This is a genomic window from Pseudomonas putida, assembly GCF_001976065.1.
GTDB classification, from domain to species: Bacteria; Pseudomonadota; Gammaproteobacteria; order Pseudomonadales; family Pseudomonadaceae; genus Aquipseudomonas; species Aquipseudomonas serbica.
In genome coordinates this window covers 494,467-512,676 of the sequence record NZ_MNAH01000004.1, presented here as the reverse complement: position 1 = coordinate 512,676, position 18,210 = coordinate 494,467, and the positions used below count along the sequence as shown (strand labels likewise).

At 59.9% G+C, this 18,210-nt stretch carries 19 protein-coding genes; 9 read left to right on the top strand and 10 right to left on the bottom strand.

The annotated features are described in order from the left end of the window. Positions 1-59: 59 nt before the first annotated feature. Positions 60-953, top strand: a complete 894-nt coding sequence (locus BKX96_RS17610) for a response regulator (RefSeq protein WP_077184998.1) — start codon at positions 60-62, stop codon at positions 951-953. 172 nt (positions 954-1,125) lie between these two features. Further along, a complete protein-coding gene (locus tag BKX96_RS17605) occupies positions 1,126-2,022 on the top strand; it encodes a peptidoglycan DD-metalloendopeptidase family protein (protein WP_046818569.1) in 897 nt (298 codons plus the stop codon). Positions 2,023-2,136: 114 nt separating this feature from the next. Here BKX96_RS17605 and BKX96_RS17600 read toward each other — a convergent pair whose 3' ends face one another. From BKX96_RS17600 to phoB, 3 genes are all read right to left on the bottom strand, one after another. Next, a complete protein-coding gene (locus BKX96_RS17600) occupies positions 2,137-3,477 on the bottom strand; it encodes a hemolysin family protein (RefSeq protein WP_046818568.1) in 1,341 nt (446 codons plus the stop codon). 123 nt (positions 3,478-3,600) lie between these two features. Further along, complete coding sequence (gene phoR, locus BKX96_RS17595; RefSeq protein WP_178134196.1) at positions 3,601-4,887, bottom strand: phosphate regulon sensor histidine kinase PhoR; 1,287 nt, start codon at positions 4,885-4,887, stop codon at positions 3,601-3,603. Positions 4,888-4,968: 81 nt separating this feature from the next. Further along, a complete protein-coding gene (gene phoB / locus BKX96_RS17590) occupies positions 4,969-5,658 on the bottom strand; it encodes a phosphate regulon transcriptional regulator PhoB (protein ID WP_034149326.1) in 690 nt (229 codons plus the stop codon). A 152-nt stretch (positions 5,659-5,810) separates the two neighbouring features. Between phoB and BKX96_RS17585 the strand changes: the two genes are divergently transcribed. Beyond that, entirely contained in the window at positions 5,811-6,197 is a 387-nt protein-coding gene (locus BKX96_RS17585) for a COG4315 family predicted lipoprotein (RefSeq protein WP_077184995.1), read from the top strand. A gap of 61 nt (positions 6,198-6,258) precedes the next feature. On the opposite strand, the gene ubiA is transcribed toward BKX96_RS17585, so the two are convergent. Further along, positions 6,259-7,149, bottom strand: coding sequence for a 4-hydroxybenzoate octaprenyltransferase (gene ubiA / locus BKX96_RS17580; protein ID WP_046818565.1), 891 nt, complete (start codon positions 7,147-7,149; stop codon positions 6,259-6,261). Beyond that, positions 7,149-7,700 carry a chorismate--pyruvate lyase family protein gene (locus BKX96_RS17575; protein WP_077184992.1) on the bottom strand — a complete coding sequence of 184 codons (552 nt, stop codon included), beginning with the start codon at positions 7,698-7,700 and terminating at the stop codon, positions 7,149-7,151. The genes ubiA and BKX96_RS17575 overlap by 1 nt, the downstream gene beginning before the upstream one ends. 199 nt (positions 7,701-7,899) lie before the next feature. Here BKX96_RS17575 and BKX96_RS17570 point away from each other — a divergent pair, with 199 nt between their 5' ends. From BKX96_RS17570 to BKX96_RS17545, 6 genes are all read left to right on the top strand, one after another. Beyond that, a complete protein-coding gene (locus BKX96_RS17570) occupies positions 7,900-8,067 on the top strand; it encodes a rubredoxin (RefSeq protein ID WP_003437744.1) in 168 nt (55 codons plus the stop codon). Between the two features lie 20 nt (positions 8,068-8,087). Beyond that, positions 8,088-9,236 (top strand): NAD(P)/FAD-dependent oxidoreductase, encoded by a 1,149-nt coding sequence (locus BKX96_RS17565; protein ID WP_077184933.1) that lies wholly within the window; start codon positions 8,088-8,090, stop codon positions 9,234-9,236. 194 nt (positions 9,237-9,430) lie between these two features. After that, positions 9,431-9,706 (top strand): HU family DNA-binding protein, encoded by a 276-nt coding sequence (locus BKX96_RS17560; protein ID WP_003213368.1) that lies wholly within the window; start codon positions 9,431-9,433, stop codon positions 9,704-9,706. 323 nt (positions 9,707-10,029) lie between these two features. Then, positions 10,030-10,404: a DUF6124 family protein gene (locus BKX96_RS17555; protein ID WP_046818562.1), complete on the top strand. Its 375-nt coding sequence runs from the start codon at positions 10,030-10,032 to the stop codon at positions 10,402-10,404. Between the two features lie 147 nt (positions 10,405-10,551). Beyond that, the gene (locus BKX96_RS17550; RefSeq protein WP_046818561.1) at positions 10,552-10,926 is read left to right on the top strand and encodes a hypothetical protein; all 375 of its coding nucleotides are present in this window, start codon (positions 10,552-10,554) and stop codon (positions 10,924-10,926) included. Positions 10,927-11,033: 107 nt separating this feature from the next. Further along, positions 11,034-12,293 (top strand): NHL repeat-containing protein, encoded by a 1,260-nt coding sequence (locus tag BKX96_RS17545; protein ID WP_077184931.1) that lies wholly within the window; start codon positions 11,034-11,036, stop codon positions 12,291-12,293. Between the two features lie 51 nt (positions 12,294-12,344). Here BKX96_RS17545 and BKX96_RS17540 read toward each other — a convergent pair whose 3' ends face one another. From BKX96_RS17540 to exbD, 5 genes are all read right to left on the bottom strand, one after another. Further along, entirely contained in the window at positions 12,345-13,745 is a 1,401-nt protein-coding gene (locus tag BKX96_RS17540) for an aminoacyl-tRNA deacylase and HDOD domain-containing protein (RefSeq protein ID WP_046818559.1), read from the bottom strand. Positions 13,746-13,823: 78 nt separating this feature from the next. Further along, entirely contained in the window at positions 13,824-15,899 is a 2,076-nt protein-coding gene (gene recG, locus BKX96_RS17535) for an ATP-dependent DNA helicase RecG (protein WP_046818558.1), read from the bottom strand. 8 nt (positions 15,900-15,907) lie between these two features. Next, a complete protein-coding gene (locus tag BKX96_RS17530) occupies positions 15,908-16,837 on the bottom strand; it encodes a hydrogen peroxide-inducible genes activator (RefSeq protein ID WP_046818557.1) in 930 nt (309 codons plus the stop codon). Positions 16,838-17,030: 193 nt separating this feature from the next. Continuing rightward, positions 17,031-17,780 (bottom strand): TonB family protein, encoded by a 750-nt coding sequence (locus tag BKX96_RS17525; protein WP_046818556.1) that lies wholly within the window; start codon positions 17,778-17,780, stop codon positions 17,031-17,033. Then, entirely contained in the window at positions 17,777-18,205 is a 429-nt protein-coding gene (exbD, locus tag BKX96_RS17520) for a TonB system transport protein ExbD (protein ID WP_046818555.1), read from the bottom strand. The genes BKX96_RS17525 and exbD overlap by 4 nt, the downstream gene beginning before the upstream one ends. Positions 18,206-18,210: the final 5 nt, after the last annotated feature.

Sequence of the window (18,210 nt, the reverse complement as noted above, 5' to 3'; positions counted from 1 at the left end):
GGCCTATTGGCCGGGCGTTTTCGTTTGGGGGTCACCGGGATTTTTTAAAGGGGTTGTGGATGAGTAAGGTCAGTGTGTTGGTCGTGGACGATGCTGCGTTCATTCGTGACCTGGTGAAGAAATGCCTGCGCAACTATTTTCCGGGCATGCGCATCGAAGACGCGGTCAACGGCCGTAAGGCTCAGTCGCTGCTGGCCAGGGAGGCATTCGACCTGGTGCTGTGCGATTGGGAAATGCCGGAGATGTCGGGCCTGGAACTGCTGACCTGGTGCCGCGAGCAAGACAACCTCAAGGGCATGCCATTCGTGATGGTGACCAGTCGCGGCGACAAGGACAACGTCGTCCAGGCGATCCAGGCCGGCGTTTCCGGCTATGTCAGCAAACCCTTCACCAACGAGCAACTGATCACCAAGGTCAAGCAGGCGCTGCACAAGGTCGGCAAGCTCGACAGCTTGACCAGCGTGGCGGCGACCAAGACGATCTCGGCGTTCGGTAACGACACCCTGAACGCATTGACCGGCGGCAAGCCTGCCGTGAGTGCTCCAGCGCCTGCGGCAGCGTCCCCAGGCTTGCTCAACAGCCCCCCGGTCAAGGCTGCGATGGTTGCTGCTGGCGGCGGGCGTGGCCAGGGTCAGCTGCGGCTGCCCAATGGCATCCAGCCGTGCGTGATCAAGGCGCTGAGCCTCAAGGAAGCGCTGCTGGTGGTCAAGCGCACCGACAGCCTGCCGCAGATCCTCGACAGCGCCGTACTGGACCTGGAGCAGGGCGACAGTGCCGAAGTGGCCCGTCTGAACGGTTACCTGCACGCCGTGGTGGCCCACGAGCCCAAGCCTGACAGCGACTGGCTGCAGCTGACCTTCCGCTTCGTCGATCAGGATGCGCAGAAGCTCGACTACATCTCGCGATTGATTGCCCGTGGTACCGCGCAGAAGCACTTTATTCCAGGCGCTTAAGACCGCCTTCGCGAGCAAGCTCGCTCCTACAGGATTAACGCCGACCTGTGGGAGCGAGCCTGCTCGCGAAGAGCCCGAAATCACCGTACATCCATCTGAACATCTGCCGACTTCACAGGTCCATTGCGCCTGCTAGGCTCAAACCCAAACCTGACTCGACAGAATCCCGCCCATGATCGCGCGCCTGCTGTTTTTCTGTGGTCTGTTCATCGCCTCGACGTCGGCCATGGCCGTGACCATCTACAAGTCCACCGACGCCAATGGTGTGGTCTCCTACAGCGACCGCCCCACCAAAGGCGCCAGCGTGTTCACGTTCCGCGACCGCATGGTCGAGAACCTCGAGCGCCAGGTGTACCTCGTGATCATGAAAAAGGACGGCGTGGACAGCGTCTATGTGCGCAATGATTTGTATGCACCAGTGGAAATCGAACTGAGTTTTACCGGGTTGAAGAACGTCAGCGGTGCGCCGAGTCGACCCATTCGTCGGGTGATGCCGTTACGCAGCAGCATTCGCCTGGCGCAGCTCACGGCGATCAGGGCCGGACAACCGCTCGCGTATCTTCCCAAGTTCGAATATTCCCTGGGCGACCCCGCAGGCGCTGCCGTGGCCTACCGATACCCATACCCCTGGCGTGGCGGGCCGTTTCGCGTGAGCCAGGGCGCCGAAGGCCAATATAGCCACTTCGGCCCGAGGAATCGCTACGCCATCGACATCGCCATGCCGGAAGGCACGCCGATCGTTGCCGCGCGGGGCGGGATGGTGGTGAAGACCGAAAACGGGCAGACCGGTCGCGGTACCGATCCGTCGGGCAATTTCGTCCGGGTGCTGCACGATGACGGGACGATGGGCGTTTACCTGCACCTGCAAAAAGGTTCGGTCAGCGTTCGAGAAGGGCAGCGGGTGACAGTGGGCAGCCCACTGGCGCTGTCGGGCAATACCGGCAACAGCAGTGGGCCACACCTGCACTTCGTGGTGCAGCGCAATACCGGGATGGGGCTGGTGTCGATCCCGTACCAGTTCAAGCAGCCGATGGGGGCGCTGCCCAACTTTGCGTTGGGCAAGCAATAATGCGTTGACTGACCTGACGTCTTCGCGAGCAAGCCCGCTCCCACAGTTGAAATGCATTCCAATGTGGGAGCGAGCCTGCTCGCGAAGGGATCGACTCGGCTCTGGATCAGCCCATCAATCGAGCATCAACACTTTGGCCAGCACAATCTTCGGCCCTTTCATCTTCTTGATGATGATGCGCAGGCCTTCGACTTCCAGCACTTCTTCCTCTTCAGGTACGCGCTTGAGGCTTTCGTAGACCAACCCTGCGAGCGTTTCCGCTTCTACGTGATCGAGGTCGATGCCCAGCAGCCGCTCGACCTTGAACAGTGGCGTATCGCCCCGTACCAGCAGTTTGCCTGGCTGATAGGCAAGGATGCCGCGTTCGGCCTTGCGGTGTTCATCCTGGATGTCGCCGACCAACACTTCCAGCACGTCTTCCATGGTCAGGTAACCGATGATGTTGCCATCGGCTTCCTCGACCACGGCGAAGTGCGAGCCGCCCTTGCGGAACTGCTCCAGCAACTGCGACAACGGCATGTGCCGTGACACGCGCTCCAGTGGGCGGGTCAGTTCGGCCAGGTTGAACGACTCGGGAATATGGTCCAGGGCCGCCAATTCAAGCAGCAGGTCCTTGATGTGCAGCAGGCCGACGAACTCCTGGCGCTCGCTGTCATACACCGGGTATCGGCTGAACTTGTGGCGACGGAACATCGCCAGGATTTCCTTGAGCGGCGCATTGAATTCCAGGGTCACCAGGTCTTCACGGGAATTGGCCCAGTCGACCACTTCCAGTTCGCCCATCTCCACGGCCGAGGCCAGCACGCGCATGCCTTGGTCGCTCGGGTCCTGGCCACGGCTGGAGTGCAGGATCAGTTTCAGTTCTTCACGGCTGTAATGGTGCTCGTGATGCGGGCCGGGTTCGCCTTGCCCTGCGATGCGCAGGATCTGGTTGGCGCTGGCGTTGAGCAGGTAAATGGCCGGGTACATGGCCCAGTAGAACAGGTACAGCGGCACGGCGGTCCACAGCGACAGCAATTCGGGTTTGCGGATGGCCCAGGATTTCGGGGCAAGCTCGCCGACCACGATGTGCAGGTACGAAATGATGAAGAACGCGGTGAAGAACGACACGGCCTTGATCACTTCCGCCGACTGTACGCCGATCGTCTCGAGCACCGGTTCGAGAATATGCGCGAACGCCGGCTCACCGACCCAGCCCAGGCCGAGGGAGGCGAGGGTGATACCCAATTGGCACGCCGACAGGTAAGCATCGAGCTGACTGTGCACGGTGCGCAGGATGTGCCCGCGCCAGCCGTGTTGTTCAGCGATGGCTTCGACCCGGGTCGAGCGTAACTTGACCATGGCGAATTCCGCCGCAACGAAAAAGCCGTTGAGCAACACCAGGATCAGAGCAAAAAGAATCATGCCGAAGTCGGCGAATATTGTTGCGAGGGTCAAGCCAGGGGAAGGGTCCATGATGGAGTTTTGCGGGTTCCGTGTAATCGAAAGGAAAGAAAAAAGTGCGCCTGAAGTGCAGGCGCAAGTCAGCCAATGTAGCGGCTGACTGTTCGATTGCCTAGTGGCGCGTGCTGGCCGGTATCAATCGGCGGTGCTGATTACTCTCGATTTGCTGACCTGGGCAGGGGCGAAATGGCAGGTAAAGGTGCTGCCGTGACCGGGCACGCTGCTGATTTCCATCCGCGCGCGGTGGCGCAACAGCACGTGTTTGACGATCGCCAGGCCCAGCCCGGTGCCGCCGGTGTTGGAATTGCGGCTGGAGTCGACGCGGTAGAAACGTTCGGTCAGGCGCGGCAGGTGTTTGCTGTCGATGCCGATCCCGGAATCCTGCACGCTCAGGTGCGCGCCTTGCTCATCGCCCCACCAGCGAATGCGGATGTTGCCTTCGGCCTGGGTGTATTTCACCGCGTTGAACACCAGGTTGGAAAACGCGCTGCGCAGCTCCGCTTCGCTGCCCTTGAGCAGAATCGTCGGGTCGGCCTCCAGAGTGATTTTCTGGTTTTTCTGGCCGGATAGCTGCTGAGCATCTCCCTTGATCGATTGCAGCAAGCCGTCGATGGCCACCGGTTGGTTGTCCGACGGGTAATCGGTGGCTTCCAGTTTGGCCAGCAACAGCAGGTCGTTGAGCAAGGTCTGCATGCGCCCGCCTTGCTGCTGCATTTGCTGCAGGGCACGGGTCCATCGCGGGTTCACTTCCTCGACGTTATCGAGCAGGGTTTCCAGATAGCCACAGATCACCGTCAGCGGCGTACGCAGCTCGTGGGAGACGTTGGCGATGAAGTCTTTGCGCATCTGCTCCAACTGATGGATGCGCGTCACGTCACGCACCAGCATCAGGTGCTCATTGTTGCCGTAGCGGGTGATGTACAGCTGGATCCGCATCCGGTCGTTGGTCGGCGAAGGGATTTCCAGCGGCTCGGCGTAGCTGTCCTGCTCGAAGTATTCCTTGAAACGCGGATGGCGCACCAGGTTCGTCACCGGCTGGCCGCTGTCCTGCGGGGTCTTGAGGCCCAGCAGGGTCTCGGCGGCGCGGTTCCACCATTCCAGGTTGCCGTCGCTGTCGAGCATGACCACCGCGTCCTTCAAGGCGGCGGTGGACTCCTGGACCCGGTCGATGACCGCTTGCAGGCGTCCACGAACGCGCTGGTCGCGACGTTGCAGGTGATAGATGCTGTCGAACACCTCGCCCCACAGGCCGTAGCCATCGGGTGGCGCTTCATCGGGTTTGTGCAGGCGCAGCCATTCGTGCAGGCGCAGCAGTTGCCTGAGGGTCCAGGCCAGGTAAACGCCAAGTCCCGCGGCGAGGCTCCAGCCGTAGTAGCCGGTGATCAGGCCGATCACCAGGCAGGCGGTGACCAGCAGCAGCATGTGGCGAATCAGGGTGCCATGCCAGTTTTGGTTCACGTTAAAGCGCGTCCTTGTCAGCTTGTCGGGCGGTGAACGTCCGGATCAGGCTTTGGTAGAAAAGCGATAGCCGGTGCCGCGCACGGTTTGTACCAGGTTTTCGTAGGCATCGCCGAGGGCTTTGCGCAGGCGCCGGATATGCACGTCGACGGTGCGCTCCTCGACATACACGTTGCCGCCCCAGACCTGGTCCAGCAACTGGCCACGGGTGTAGGCGCGTTCCTGGTGGGTCATGAAGAACTGCAGCAGACGGTATTCGGTCGGTCCCATCTCCGCCGGTTTGCCGTCGATGGTCACGCGGTGGCCGATCGGGTCCAGCAGCAGGCCGCCCACTTCGATTGGCGCTTCGCCATCGGTAGGGCCGGCGCGGCGCAGCACGGCCTTGAGGCGCGCGACCAGCTCGCGTGGGGAAAAGGGTTTGGTGATGTAGTCATCGGCGCCGACTTCCAGGCCCTGGATCTTGTTGTCCTCTTCGCCCTTGGCGGTGAGCATGATGATCGGGATGTCCCCGGTCAGCTCGTCGCGCTTGAGGCGGCGGGCCAGCTCGATGCCGGACGTGCCGGGCAGCATCCAGTCGAGCAGGATCAGGTCCGGCTTGCGGTCGACGATAATGGCGTGGGCCTGCTGGGAGTTCTCCGCCTCCAGGCAGTCATAGCCGGCCATTTCCAACGCAACGGCGATCATTTCGCGAATGGGCGCTTCGTCGTCGACGATCAGAATGCTCCTGCCAACCATGCCTTAATCCTCTTGTCATTTAACTGTCTTGCGCCGCATTAGATAACGGAATTATTGCAGTCGTGTGACAGTATTTTAGTCACCCGGCGATTGTCATGAACCTGGACTAAGCTCTAAGTCCGAATCCTGACTACCACAAACGGAAGGTTTCCATGAAACACATTGCTCAATCCTGGAAGGCTTTGCTGGTCACCGCTGCGCTAACGCTGCCGACCATGGCCTTCGCCGCCGACCCGGCGATGATGAAGGGCGGCATGATGGTCGACGATAAAGGCATGACCGTTTACACGTTCGACAAGGACTCGGGCGGCAAGTCGATGTGTAATGATGATTGTGCCAAGAATTGGCCACCCATGATGGCTCCGGCCGGAGCCAAGGCCGAAGGAAAATTTACCCCGATCAAGCGAGATGACGGCACGATGCAGTGGGCTTACGACGGCAAACCGCTGTACACCTTTGTGAAGGACGAAAAGCCTGGAGAAGCGAAGGGCGACAAAATGAAAGACGTCTGGCACGTCGTGCACGAGTCGCAAAAGTAACCGTAATCAAAAAAAGATCGCAGCCCCCTGGAGCTGCCGAACGCTGCGATCTTTTAAATCCTCAACGCAGCCCGTAATCCAGCACAATCCCGACAAAAATTGCCAACCCGGCCCAGTGGTTGTGCAAAAACGCTTTGAAACAGCGCATGCGGTCCTTGCTCCGGGTGTACCAGAACTCCCAGGCAAAACAGCCCGCCGCCACCGCAAGCCCCAGGTGGAACCAGCCCCCCAGCTCGAATTTCGACCCGGCCAGCAACAGGCAACCCAACGCCAGACCCTGCAAGATCAGGATAATCACGCGGTCGGCCTCGCCAAACAGGATCGCCGTGGACTTCACGCCGATCTTCAAGTCATCGTCGCGGTCGGTCATCGCGTAGTAGGTGTCGTAACCCACCGTCCACATCAGGTTGGCGATGTACAGCAGCCACGCTGCCGCCGGCAGTTCACCGGTTTCGGCGGTGAACGCCATCGGCATGCCCCAGGAAAACGCCGCGCCCAGCACCACCTGTGGGTAATAGGTGTAGCGCTTCATGAACGGGTAGCTGAAGGCCAGCGCCAGACCGCCGAGGGACAACCATATAGTGGTGGCATTGGTGCACAGCACCAACAGGAAACTCACGCCCATCAACAGCGCAAAGAACACCAAGGCTTCCCTGGAACTGATCTTGCCGCTCACCAGCGGCCGCTGTTCGGTGCGTTTTACATGGCCGTCGACCTTGCGGTCCGCCCAATCATTGATCACGCAGCCGCCCGCGCGGGTCAGCACCACGCCAAGGACGAAAATCACGATATTGGCCAGGGACGGCGAGCCCTTGCCGGCAATCCACAGGGCCCACAACGTCGGCCACAGCAGCAGGTAGATGCCGATCGGCTTGTCCATGCGCGTCAACTGAATGAAATCCCAGGCCCGGGGATTCACGCGGTTCAAGGACTTGAGCAGGCTCTGGTACATCAGCAATTCTCCGGATGGGCGCCGGCGACGCTCCACAGGGTCGGCAGGAAGATCTCGGCCACCAGCACACTCAAGGCGCCACGGTCGAAGCGCGAGCGACGGCCCCACAACCCAGGTGTTCGCACTTCCGTCGGCAGCCATGCCTGAGGATAGTGACAAACCTCGATGGCCCGGCGCTGAAAGGCATGATCGCAAAACAGCAATTCGCCCAGCGAACGGCTGCCCAGCGCGTCCATGTGCAAGCCGTCGCCCTGCAGCGCACTGCGTGCCGCGACGCTTCGGGCAAACACCCAGGCCTGGCCATGACCGCGCAGATACACCTCGCGCACCCAACCCTCACTGCCTTCAGCCAGGTCCAGGGCTGCACATTCGTCAGCGCGCAAGGGCTGCCAGCCTTCGAACAGCGGCGTGACGCTGAATGCATCATTCGACAGGTGAATGAGGCGTCTTGTCAGCGAGCCTTCATCGAATAACCAATCGAGGGTCGAGGCGGTGGGGAGGGGCGCGAGTTGGCTTCTGGTCACCCAGAAAGGAGATTTTGAGTGCGGCACAGTGAGTCATTATTGGCAGCAAATGAGGCGGCGAGCTTACCATGTCAGCTAATAAGTTTGAGTGATCCGGGCGCCCGTTGCGCCGATCACGCTTGCATCTGACTGGCCCCATCAGTACAAAACGCCCTGAGCAGGACAGCAGCGTTTTATCCATCGACTGTTCGCGCCAGTAAAAGCCTGAATTTGAGGAAGTACCTGTATGAAAAAGTGGCAATGTATCGTCTGCGGCCTGATCTATAACGAAGCCGACGGTTGGCCCGATGACGGCATCGCGCCGGGCACCCTGTGGCAGGACGTGCCGGAAGACTGGCTGTGCCCGGATTGCGGTGTAGGCAAAATGGATTTCGAAATGATCGAAATCAACTAAGACACTTAGAGGAGTAAGGAATGAACGCACCTGTCGTGATTGTCGGCACCGGGCTGGCTGGCTACAACCTGGCTCGCGAGTTTCGCAAACTTGATGGCGAAACCCCGCTGCTGCTGATTACCGCCGATGACGGGCGCTCTTACTCCAAGCCGATGCTCTCCACCGGTTTTGGCAAAAACAAGGATGCCGATGGCCTGAGCATGGCCGAACCGGGTGCGATGGCCGAGCAATTGAAGGCCGAAGTGCGTACGCATACCCGCATCAGTGGCATAGACCCCGGCCACAAGCGCCTGTGGATCGGCGAGGAAGCGGTGATCTATCGTGACCTGGTGTTGGCCTGGGGCGCCGAAACCGTGCGCGTGCCCATCGAAGGTGACGCGGCGGATTGTGTGTTCCCGATCAACGACCTGGAAGATTACGCGCGTTTTCGCGCGGCAGCGGCCGGCAAGCATCGGGTGTTGTTGCTGGGCGCCGGCCTGATCGGCTGCGAATTCGCCAACGACCTGACCCTGGGTGGCTACGAGGTGCAACTGGTTGCGCCGTGCGAACAGGTCATGCCGACCCTGTTGCACCCGGCCGCGGCCGCAGCGGTCCAGGCCGGTCTTGAAAGCCTGGGTGCACGCTTCCATCTCGGTCCGGTGCTCAATCGTCTGCAGCGGGTTTCTGAAGGCCTGGAAGCCCATCTTTCCGACGGTCAGGTCATCCCGTGCGACGTGGTGGTCTCGGCCATTGGCCTGCGTCCGCGTATCGACCTGGCGGCGGCTGCAGGCTTGCAGGTCAATCGTGGTGTGATGGTCGACCGCCACCTGAAAACCTCCCACGCCAACATCTTCGCGCTGGGTGACTGCGCCGAGGTCGATGGGCTGAATCTGTTGTACGTCATGCCCCTGATGAGCTGTGCGAGAGCGCTGGCCCAGACTCTCGCTGGCAACCCGACGGCAGTCACCTACGGCCCTATGCCTATTACGGTGAAAACTCCGGTCTGCCCATTGGTCGTATCACCGCCACCACGGGGCTCGGAGGGCGTCTGGACGGTCGAAGGACAGGGCGCAGATATCAAGGTTTTATGCCGCGATACCAACGGCAAACTGCTCGGTTATGCCCTGACAGGCGCGGCCGTGATGGAGAAACTGGCCCTCAATAAAGAGCTTCCGGCACTGCTGGCGTAAATACCGGTCGTTCTGTCGGAATCACCCCCCTTTTGCCCATACATTGGCCGCGCCGACACTGGCGCGGCTCCTCTCTGCGTGCCATCCTCACTCCCGTCTGCCGCAGAGTAGAGCACCTGCGGCGCTTTGGGCGCTGCTCCACAGAGAGCAGCACGGACATAACAACAAAAAACCGTCAAAGGGGCTTCACTAATATGCGTAAACCAGAACTCGCCGCAGCCATTGCTGAAAAAGCAGATCTCACCAAAGAGCAGGCCAACCGCGTCCTCAACGCCGTTCTCGAAGAAATCACCGGCGCCCTGCACCGCAAAGACAGCGTGACGCTGGTCGGTTTCGGCACCTTCCTGCAACGCCACCGCGGTGCCCGCACCGGCAAAAACCCGCAAACCGGTGAGCCGGTTAAAATCAAGGCCAGCAACACAGTTGCGTTCAAGCCGGGTAAGTCGCTGAAAGATAGCGTTAATCCGTAATTCGCATTCCCCTTTGTGGGGTTGCTGAAAAATGGGCACGCCAACCGGGTTGGGTGCCCATTTTTTTGTCACGACGCCGACCCTTGCAGGAGCTGGCGTGCCAGCGAAAGCGGTGTGTCGGCAACATCGAATTGAAGGTGCCAAACTATCCGCGAGGTTATAGGGCGTGTGCATCCAAACGGCGAGTTTGGATTCGTTAAACACAACTGAAAAATGATTAATTCCCTTACAAAATCGAGGAAGCATCCGACGCTTTTTTAAGGTTGGCCTTCGGAAGCGCGAAGGTTAGCGTGGTCACTCCCAATATTCCTCGGAGATTCACCATGCCCAAGATCAACGAATTGCCCTCCGGTTCAATAGCCGAAAGCACTACGCCGTACATCTCGGCGACTTCTAGAAAGTTGCATCATGCCGCCAATCGCGCCCTGGACCATTATCTGAAACCCAATCCTCTGGTAATGAGCGGGGTGCATACGCCCAACACGATCTTTGTCGTGGCGCCTGACATCGACAATGAGACGCTATTGGCCCACGCCTGTGAGTCGTTGGCGTCGGCGAATGTGATGGCCAGTGAAATCGCCGCGATGCTGGAAGGGGCGCATCGCAGCACGATGCTGGCGTTGCAGCAGGTGATCATGCTCGGTGAGTTGGCGGTGAATCGGGTGTTGGATAATGTCGCCCCTTCGCATCCGGCGTGACGCCTGGAGAAGATGTTTCGACAGTGACTTGGTAGTCATCGGCGTCAAAAAACAGGGCATCTTCTCCTAACGTAACTCAAAGGTGGCATTCTGGCTTTTAATCGCTACACTGCGCCGGCCGTTCATTTATCTCTTGAGGCTGTGCGCATGAAATTTCGTTTTCTGCTGTGGATGCTGGGTGTAATGATGGGCAGGGCCAGTCGCTCCAATCCTGCGTTCCAGCAGCAGTTAGGTGACAAGGCGTTGGTGTTTCAGCTGCAGACCCTGGACGGGAAAGTCGCTCGGCACTTCCAGGTTAAAGATCAGCGCATTACCAGCAAGGCGGGTGTGCACGCCGAACCGGCGTTTGCGATTGCCTTCAAGGACGCCGCCTACGGCTTTGCCACGATGCAGGCCAAGAACAAGCAGCTGGCGTTCATGACGGGGATCCAGGACAAGTCGATTCAGATCAAGGGCAACCCGGCGCTAGTGATCTGGTTTCAGGGGTTGACCAAATATTTGAAGCCGAAAAAGGTCCGTTAACGACACTCTGACTGTTATTTCTGTCAGGTGGCGAATTGTGCGCGTGGAGTTCTACTCAAGCTTGAGATCCATGGTGGATCTCTCAGACAACTTGATGGAGCAAAATCATGATTCAGGTATCAGGCGCGGCAACCGCGGGCAATCTTGATCTTTCCTTTGGTAACGGTGGCCTGGGAGAACTGCCGGACATGACACGCGGGATGGCCGCTCTGCCGGATAAGAAATTGATCGTTGTAACAGGATCGAACCACCAAAAGAAATTTACGGTGGCAAGGTTTAATGAGGCGGGAGAGTTTGATGAGTCGTTCGGGGAGCGCGGTGTGGTTGAGCTGCCTATTCGCGGACTCGGTATGTTTCCCAGACGAATTGTTGCATTAAACAGTGGGAAATACCTGATCGCAGCCTACCAGACGGGTGCGGTCAGTACCAAGAAATATATCATTCGGTTGCTAGAAGACGGAAGTTTTGATAATTCTTTTGGTGATAACGGCATCGCCACGATTAATATTGCAGATGTTGCTGGCGCCAGTATTGAAAGTGGCGTCAGGTTTTTTAATGGCAGTGAAAGGGAAAACAGTGCGGAGGGTAACTTTTTTTCCGAGGAATGGTTGGCTTTTTCCGAGCTACACGCAAAAATCTATTTGAGCGCGGGTATTACCACCGATGATGAAGGTTTCAAGGGAATAGTTTTTCGCCTTGATGAAGACGGTTCGCTGGATGAGACCTTCAATGGCGGTTACACCGTGCTTAGGGCACAAGACGATGGTTTTAGCATTCGCCTCGGGTCTTTGGCAGTCCATGGGGACGGCGTATTAGTCGGTGCGACGACTTTCCCCGTTGGTGGCTTCCTGGGTGGTGCCTTTGTTATTCGCTATAACCAAAGTGGAAGTGCTGATACCTCATTCGGCGACCGTGGAACAGTGCTGATTCGCAGTAAAGCTGATGACCGAAAGTCTATTGTTACTTCTTTGGCGGTAAGAGACGATGGGCTGATTATAGCGTCTGGCGAAGCTAAAAAAGACGGTGCAAATCAAGGGTTGATAACCGTTCTAAATGCTGGCGGTAGCTTTAATCTGATTTTCAACAAAGGGGAGCCGTTGTACGCCGATTTATTGTCAGATTTGTTATTTTCTAGTTGTGTCCTGCAGCAAGATAAAAAGATCATCGTCACCGGACCTGGCGATGCTGGTTACTTGGTCGCTGCTCGTTATGACCTTACTGGCTCTCTCGATCTGACTTTTGGAGACGAAGGGTGGGTTGTCTTCCGCGCACTTGGACAGGTAGGTGTTCGCAGCAGCGAGTTGACGGTCGATAACAAAATAGTTGTTCTTGGTAGAGGCAATAGTGCAGTACGTTACTTGGGGTGATACCGGACCACAAAAGCCGCTCCACATTACCCTGATGTGAGAGCGGTTTTTTTATCCCTGACTGAATTGTGAGGCCAGTTCGCGCAGAAGCACTTCAGCCTCAAGCACTTTGCTAACGACGTCCTCGGCCTTGGCACGGCTGAGGCCGAGGCGTTCGAGCAGGGCGTCGGGGATGCCTTCGTCCGGTCCCGAGCCGATGCCGCGGCTGCGCAGCAGGCGCACGGCCAGGCACACCAGGTTCGGGTACTCGGCGAAGGTGCCGTCGTAGCCTGGGTCGTGCTGGAAGCGCAGCGCGGTGGTCAGTTCTTCCGGCATGTCCCAGTAGCGCATCAGCCATGAGCCGATCTGTTCACGGCTGATGCCGAGCAGGTGTTGCTCCACAAAGCTGTGGCACAGGTGCGGGTTGACCTCCAGGTGCCTGCAGATCAGCGAGAAGTGCGGTGGGAATACGTGGGCCAGCAACAGGTAGCCGAAGTTGTGCAGCAGGCCCGCGAGGTAAGTCAGGCCCGCTTCCGGGCGCTGGGTGCGAGGCATGGCGCGGGTCAGGCCTTCGATGACCGCAGCCGTGTAGATCGATTGCTGCCAGTAAGGTGTGCTGTGTTGCGGCTGGTCCTTGGGCAGGCTCAAGGTTTTGCCCAGGGCCAGCCCCAGCGCCAGGTTGATCACCAGGTCGAAACCCAATACCCGGACGATCGCGTCTTCTACCGAGCGAATCTTGCCCGGTGAGGCGTAGTAGGGCGATGCAGCCCAACTCACCACTTGTGCGGCCAGCGCCGGGTCGGTTTCGACCACGCCGGTAATGTCGTCGATGGTGGCGTCGGGATCGACACGCAGCTTGATGATCTTCTGTGCCGTTTCGGCCAGCGGCGGAATCTCGATGGTCGCTTCCAGTCGTTGCTGGATACGTCGTGCGGTAAACGCCTGGACGGCCTGGGAAATTTCCTCACGGTCATCGTCGGGGCGATCGAGGTTGGGGCGGATGCTGCTCAGGTTCTCGCCGAAGTTGGCGGCGCTGGCCTTGCTCAGCATGGACCGGAAGGCTTCACTGGTGATCTCCAGCAGTACGCCCGGCTCACCCGAGTTGACCAGCAGCATGGGCTCGCGCAACAGGCTTTCTTCATACAGGCACGGCGAGCTGGTCAGCGATGGCAAGCCCGGCATCAGGCTCAGGTTGTGTTTGCCGAGCATTTTCTCCAGACGCTCGGTCGACACGGCCGTGAGGCGCCGGCCGGTGAGTTCGGTCAGGCGATTGAGGTCCAGCAATTGGCTCTGCGGGTACAGCACCATCAGCGAGCCGACACTGTCATCGAGCAGCACGGCCTGGACTTTGCGCGCGGCATTGAGGCCGTGATGGTCGAGCACTTCTTCGAAAGCGATGCCCATTTTATCCAGCAACAGACGAATGACCGATGGAGCGTGCGGAATGGCGGGTGCGAGTGCAACTTCGGTCATGGTCTGTATCCGTTTCAAAACAATTTCAGGAGTATAACCAGCTTGCTCAAAACCATGGCCTGGAAACTGAGACGGTGCTCACACTTGGCCGTATTGCTGCCCATGGCGCAACCAGCGGTCGAGTAGCGGGCTGACATGGTCGGGCCAGCGTTCCAGCAGGGCTTGGGCGGCATCGCGTACGGCGGGTAGCAAATCGGCGTCGCGCATCAGGTCGGCGACCTTGAATTGGAGCAGGCCGGTCTGTCGTGTGCCGAGCATTTCGCCAGGGCCGCGCAGCTCGAGGTCTTTTTCGGCGATCACGAAGCCGTCGTTTGTTTCGCGCATGATACCCAGCCGCTGGCGTCCGATCTGCGACAACGGCGGATGGTAAAGCAGCACGCAATGGCTGACCGCACTGCCCCGTCCGACGCGGCCGCGCAACTGGTGCAGTTGCGCCAGGCCCAGGCGTTCGGGGTTTTCGATGATCATCAGGCTGGCGTTGGGCACGTCCACGCCGACTTCGATCACGGTGGTGGCCACCAGCAGCTGCAGGTTGCCAGCCTTGAACTGGGCCATTACCTCGGCTTTTTCGGCAGGCTTCATGCGGCCGTGAATCAGCCCCACTTTCAACTCGCCGAGGGCTGCGGTGAGGTCTTCGTAAGTGGTTTGCGCGGCCTGGCAGGTCAGCTCTTCCGACTCTTCGATCAGCGTGCATACCCAGTAGGCCTGACGCCCTTCGGCGCAAGCGCTGCGCACTCGTTCGATGACTTCGACGCGGCGGGTGTCGGTGACCAGCACGGTGTTGACCGGGGTGCGACCAGGCGGCAATTCGTCGAGGATCGAGGTGTCGAGGTCGGCGTAGGCGCTCATCGCCAGGGTGCGTGGAATCGGCGTGGCGGTCATGATCAGTTGATGCGGGCACATGCGTCCGCCGACGCCTTTCTGCCGAAGCGCCAGACGCTGCTGGACGCCAAAGCGGTGTTGTTCGTCGATGATCACCAGCGCCAGGTTCTTGAACTGCACTTCATCCTGGAACAACGCGTGGGTGCCGACCACCATGGGTGTGCCGCTGGCGATCTGTTCCAGCGCGGCGACGCGGTTCTTGCCCTTGAGCTTGCCAGCCAGCCAGGCGACTTCAATGCCCAGCGGTTCGAGCCAGCGCTTGAAGGTGATGAAGTGCTGTTCGGCGAGGATCTCGGTCGGCGCCATCAACGCGACCTGATAACCCGCCTCCAGCGCCTGCAGTGCGGCAAGGGCGGCGACCACCGTTTTACCGGCGCCGACGTCACCTTGGATCAGGCGCAGCATCGGCTCGTGCTGGCTGAGGTCGTAGGCGATTTCGTTGCCGACCCGCTGCTGTGCACCCGTGGGGCTGAAGCCGAGATTGGCCAGGTACTTTCCCGGCAGTCGGGCGGCCTTGGGCATTGCCGGCGCGCGCAGCGAACGCATGCTCTCGCGCAGGCGTTGCTGGGACAGTTGATGGGTCAGCAGTTCTTCGAAGGCCAGACGATGCTGGGCCCAGTGATGACCCAGGGCGAGTTCGTCGACGTCGGCATCGGCCGGCGGGTTATGCAGGTAGCGGATGGCATCGGCCAGGGGCGCGAGTTGGTAATCGCGGGCCAGCTCCTTTGGCAACCAGTCGGGCAGGCTGCTGGGGCCAAGCAGGGTCAGGGTTTGCATGCACAGCTGGCGCAGGCGCTGTTGGGTCAGGCCTTCGGTGAGCGGGTACACCGGGGTCAGGGTTTCATCCACAGGCGGCGGTTCGTCGCCGGTGATGGCGCGGTATTCCGGGTGGTAGATCTCCAGGCCCGAGGCGCCGGGCCGCACTTCGCCATAGCAGCGAATCCGCGTGCCGCGCTTGAGACCTTCTTTCTGTGCATTGCTGAAATGATAGAAGCGCAGGCTCAGGCCGCCGGTGCCGTCCTGCATGCGCACGACGAGGCTACGGCGCCGGCCCATGACCACGTCGGCGCCGCTGACGGTGCCTTCGACCACGGCGTCCTGTCCCGGTCGCAAGTGGCCGATCGGCACCACCCGGGTTCGATCCTGGTAGCGCAGCGGCAGGTGAAACAGAACGTCCTGGAGGTTTTCCAGGCCGACCTTGGCCAGTTTTTCGGCCATGGCTTCGCCGACGCCCTTGAGCGCCGTCACCGACACTTGCGACAACTCGGTCATGGCGTTGCTTAACCGGCCGTCACCGGTGCTGCGGGTTTAGCCACCGAGCACAGGCGAATGGAGTCAGCGAGGATTTCAATGGCCTTCGGCCGCGGGAAGCTCGCACGCCAGGCGATGGCCACGGTGCGATAGGGCACTGGCGCCGACAGCGGGCGAACTTCGATCACGCCGGGGGCGTAGTGATGGCTGTCGACTGCCGACAGCGGCAGGATCGAAATGCCAAGGCCGGAAGCCACCATGTGGCGGATGGTTTCCAGTGAGCTGGACTCCACGGTGGTGTGCTTGGCGCCGTCGTTGCCTTTGGTCAGGGTCGGGCAGGCTTCGAGTACCTGGTCGCGGAAGCAATGGCCTTCGCCGAGCAGCAGCAGACTCTTGTCGTTGAGCAGGCTGGCGTCGATGGATTCTTTCTGTGTCCACGGGTGTTGAGCCGGCATCAGGACATAGAACGGTTCGTCATAGAGCTGCAAGGTCAGCACGTCGGCTTCGTTGAACGGCAGCGCGATAATGATCGCGTCGAGTTCGCCGTTGCGCAGTTTGTCACGCAGCACGTGGGTGAAGTTTTCCTCTATGTACAACGGCATCTGCGGGGCAACCCGGTGCAGTTGCGGAATCAGGTGCGGGAACAGGTACGGGCCGACGGTATAGATCGCGCCGACCTTCAGTGGCGCGGTCAGCTGGTTCTTGCCGGCCTGGGCCAGTTCGCGGATGCCTTGGGCCTGCTCAAGCACCTTTTGCGCCTGGGCAACGATGCCTTCGCCGACCGGGGTCAAGCGCACGGCGCTTTTGCTGCGCTCGAAAATCAGCACACCGAGTTCGTCTTCAAGCTTTTTCACGCCCACCGACAGGGTTGGCTGGCTGACGTGACAGCGCTCGGCGGCATGGCCGAAGTGCTGTTCTTGGGCGAGGGTTACGATGTAGCGTAATTCAGTGAGGGTCATAGCAAGCGTCCATGAAGTTGCGAGCCAAGCATACCGGCTGCAATCGATAGACGCACGTTATCAGACTGCGTGTATCGCGCGACACAGGGCAATGCAAAAGGCAAAAAAGATCGCAGCCTGCGGCAGCGCCTTCACGGGTTAACGTGATCCCTGAAGGCGCTGCCGCAGGCTGCGATCTTTTGATTTGTTGCTTTTAGCGCCGACGCTTTTCCAGCGAATAAACAAACGGAGCAACAATTTCGATGGAGCCATTGGTCAGCATGTCTGCCGGTGGCTTGGGCAGCGGTTGGGCCCGGCGGATCATTTCCAGGGTTGCCCGGTCCAGATCCGCAGTGCCGGAGGCGCCCACCAGTTCGAACGACAGCACGTTGCCTTCGGCATCCACCACGAAGCGCAGCCGGTTCATGCCTTCCTTGCCCCGTGCCTGAGCACTGGCCGGATACTTCTTGTACTTGGCAAGGTGGGCGAGCAAGGTGCCTTGCCAGCTGGCTTTGGCGGCCAGTTGAGCCGGGGATGGGCTCGACGCAGGCTGGGCGGATTTCTCCGTAGGGGCCTGAGTCGGTTGGGCGTCACTTGGCTTGGCTTCCGACGGTTTTTCCTTTGGCGGCTCGGGCTTTTTCTCTACCGGCTTGGGCGGTTGCGGCTTCGGCTTGGGCTTGACCGGCTTGGGCACGGCAATCTCGGCCTTCGGCGCTTCGGCAAGCTTGGGTATCGGCAGTTCTTCAACCGGAGCGGGCGGCTGTGGAGGCGTGACGACCTTAGGCGGTGCAGGCGGTGGCGGGGCGGGAACCGGTGCCAGCTCGACCATCATTGCCTGGGGCGGCAATTCGATGGGCGGGTGGGCAGTCCAGTTCACGGCCAGCGCGATCGCCACTGCGTGAACGCCCAGCACGATCGCCAGGCTACCGCTGTAACGCGTCAGTTTATGGCGCGTAGTGATCATTTCTTGGCTGCCGTCTCAAGTCCGACCAAGCCCACCTTCAGGTAACCGGCGGCGCGCAGATTGTCCATCACGCTCATCAAGTCGCCGTAATCCACGCCTTTATCGGCCTGGAAGAAGATCGTCGTGTCTTTCTTGCCCTGCGTCCTGGCGTCGAGCGTAGCGCCGAGTGTTTCGGCCTTCACTTCATCTTCGCCAAGGAACAGGCGCTGGTCAGCCTTGACGCTAAGGAACACAGGTTTCTCTGGCCGCGGCGCCGGTTTGGCGGTGGATGCGGGCAGGTCGACCTTGATGTCCACGGTGGCCAGCGGGGCCGCCACCATGAAGATGATCAGCAGCACCAGCATCACGTCGATGAACGGCGTGACGTTGATTTCGTGGTTCTCGGACAGATCGTCGTCTGCCCCTTCTTTCAAATGCAGGCCCATGGCCG

What these genes read in the sequence shown, in the direction of transcription:
- BKX96_RS17610 (WP_077184998.1), top strand. Translation starts at nt 60, where the DNA reads ATGAGTAAGGTCAGTGTGTTGGTCGTGGACGATGCTGCGTTCATTCGT.
- BKX96_RS17605 (WP_046818569.1), top strand. Translation starts at nt 1,126, where the DNA reads ATGATCGCGCGCCTGCTGTTTTTCTGTGGTCTGTTCATCGCCTCGACG.
- BKX96_RS17600 (WP_046818568.1), bottom strand. Translation starts at nt 3,477, where the DNA reads ATGGACCCTTCCCCTGGCTTGACCCTCGCAACAATATTCGCCGACTTC.
- phoR (WP_178134196.1), bottom strand. Translation starts at nt 4,887, where the DNA reads ATGCTGCTGCTGGTCACCGCCTGCCTGGTGATCGGCCTGATCACCGGC.
- phoB (WP_034149326.1), bottom strand. Translation starts at nt 5,658, where the DNA reads ATGGTTGGCAGGAGCATTCTGATCGTCGACGACGAAGCGCCCATTCGC.
- BKX96_RS17585 (WP_077184995.1), top strand. Translation starts at nt 5,811, where the DNA reads ATGAAACACATTGCTCAATCCTGGAAGGCTTTGCTGGTCACCGCTGCG.
- ubiA (WP_046818565.1), bottom strand. Translation starts at nt 7,149, where the DNA reads ATGTACCAGAGCCTGCTCAAGTCCTTGAACCGCGTGAATCCCCGGGCC.
- BKX96_RS17570 (WP_003437744.1), top strand. Translation starts at nt 7,900, where the DNA reads ATGAAAAAGTGGCAATGTATCGTCTGCGGCCTGATCTATAACGAAGCC.
- BKX96_RS17565 (WP_077184933.1), top strand. Translation starts at nt 8,088, where the DNA reads ATGAACGCACCTGTCGTGATTGTCGGCACCGGGCTGGCTGGCTACAAC.
- BKX96_RS17560 (WP_003213368.1), top strand. Translation starts at nt 9,431, where the DNA reads ATGCGTAAACCAGAACTCGCCGCAGCCATTGCTGAAAAAGCAGATCTC.
- BKX96_RS17555 (WP_046818562.1), top strand. Translation starts at nt 10,030, where the DNA reads ATGCCCAAGATCAACGAATTGCCCTCCGGTTCAATAGCCGAAAGCACT.
- BKX96_RS17550 (WP_046818561.1), top strand. Translation starts at nt 10,552, where the DNA reads ATGAAATTTCGTTTTCTGCTGTGGATGCTGGGTGTAATGATGGGCAGG.
- BKX96_RS17545 (WP_077184931.1), top strand. Translation starts at nt 11,034, where the DNA reads ATGATTCAGGTATCAGGCGCGGCAACCGCGGGCAATCTTGATCTTTCC.
- BKX96_RS17540 (WP_046818559.1), bottom strand. Translation starts at nt 13,745, where the DNA reads ATGACCGAAGTTGCACTCGCACCCGCCATTCCGCACGCTCCATCGGTC.
- recG (WP_046818558.1), bottom strand. Translation starts at nt 15,899, where the DNA reads ATGACCGAGTTGTCGCAAGTGTCGGTGACGGCGCTCAAGGGCGTCGGC.
- BKX96_RS17530 (WP_046818557.1), bottom strand. Translation starts at nt 16,837, where the DNA reads ATGACCCTCACTGAATTACGCTACATCGTAACCCTCGCCCAAGAACAG.
- BKX96_RS17525 (WP_046818556.1), bottom strand. Translation starts at nt 17,780, where the DNA reads ATGATCACTACGCGCCATAAACTGACGCGTTACAGCGGTAGCCTGGCG.
- exbD (WP_046818555.1), bottom strand. Translation starts at nt 18,205, where the DNA reads ATGGGCCTGCATTTGAAAGAAGGGGCAGACGACGATCTGTCCGAGAAC.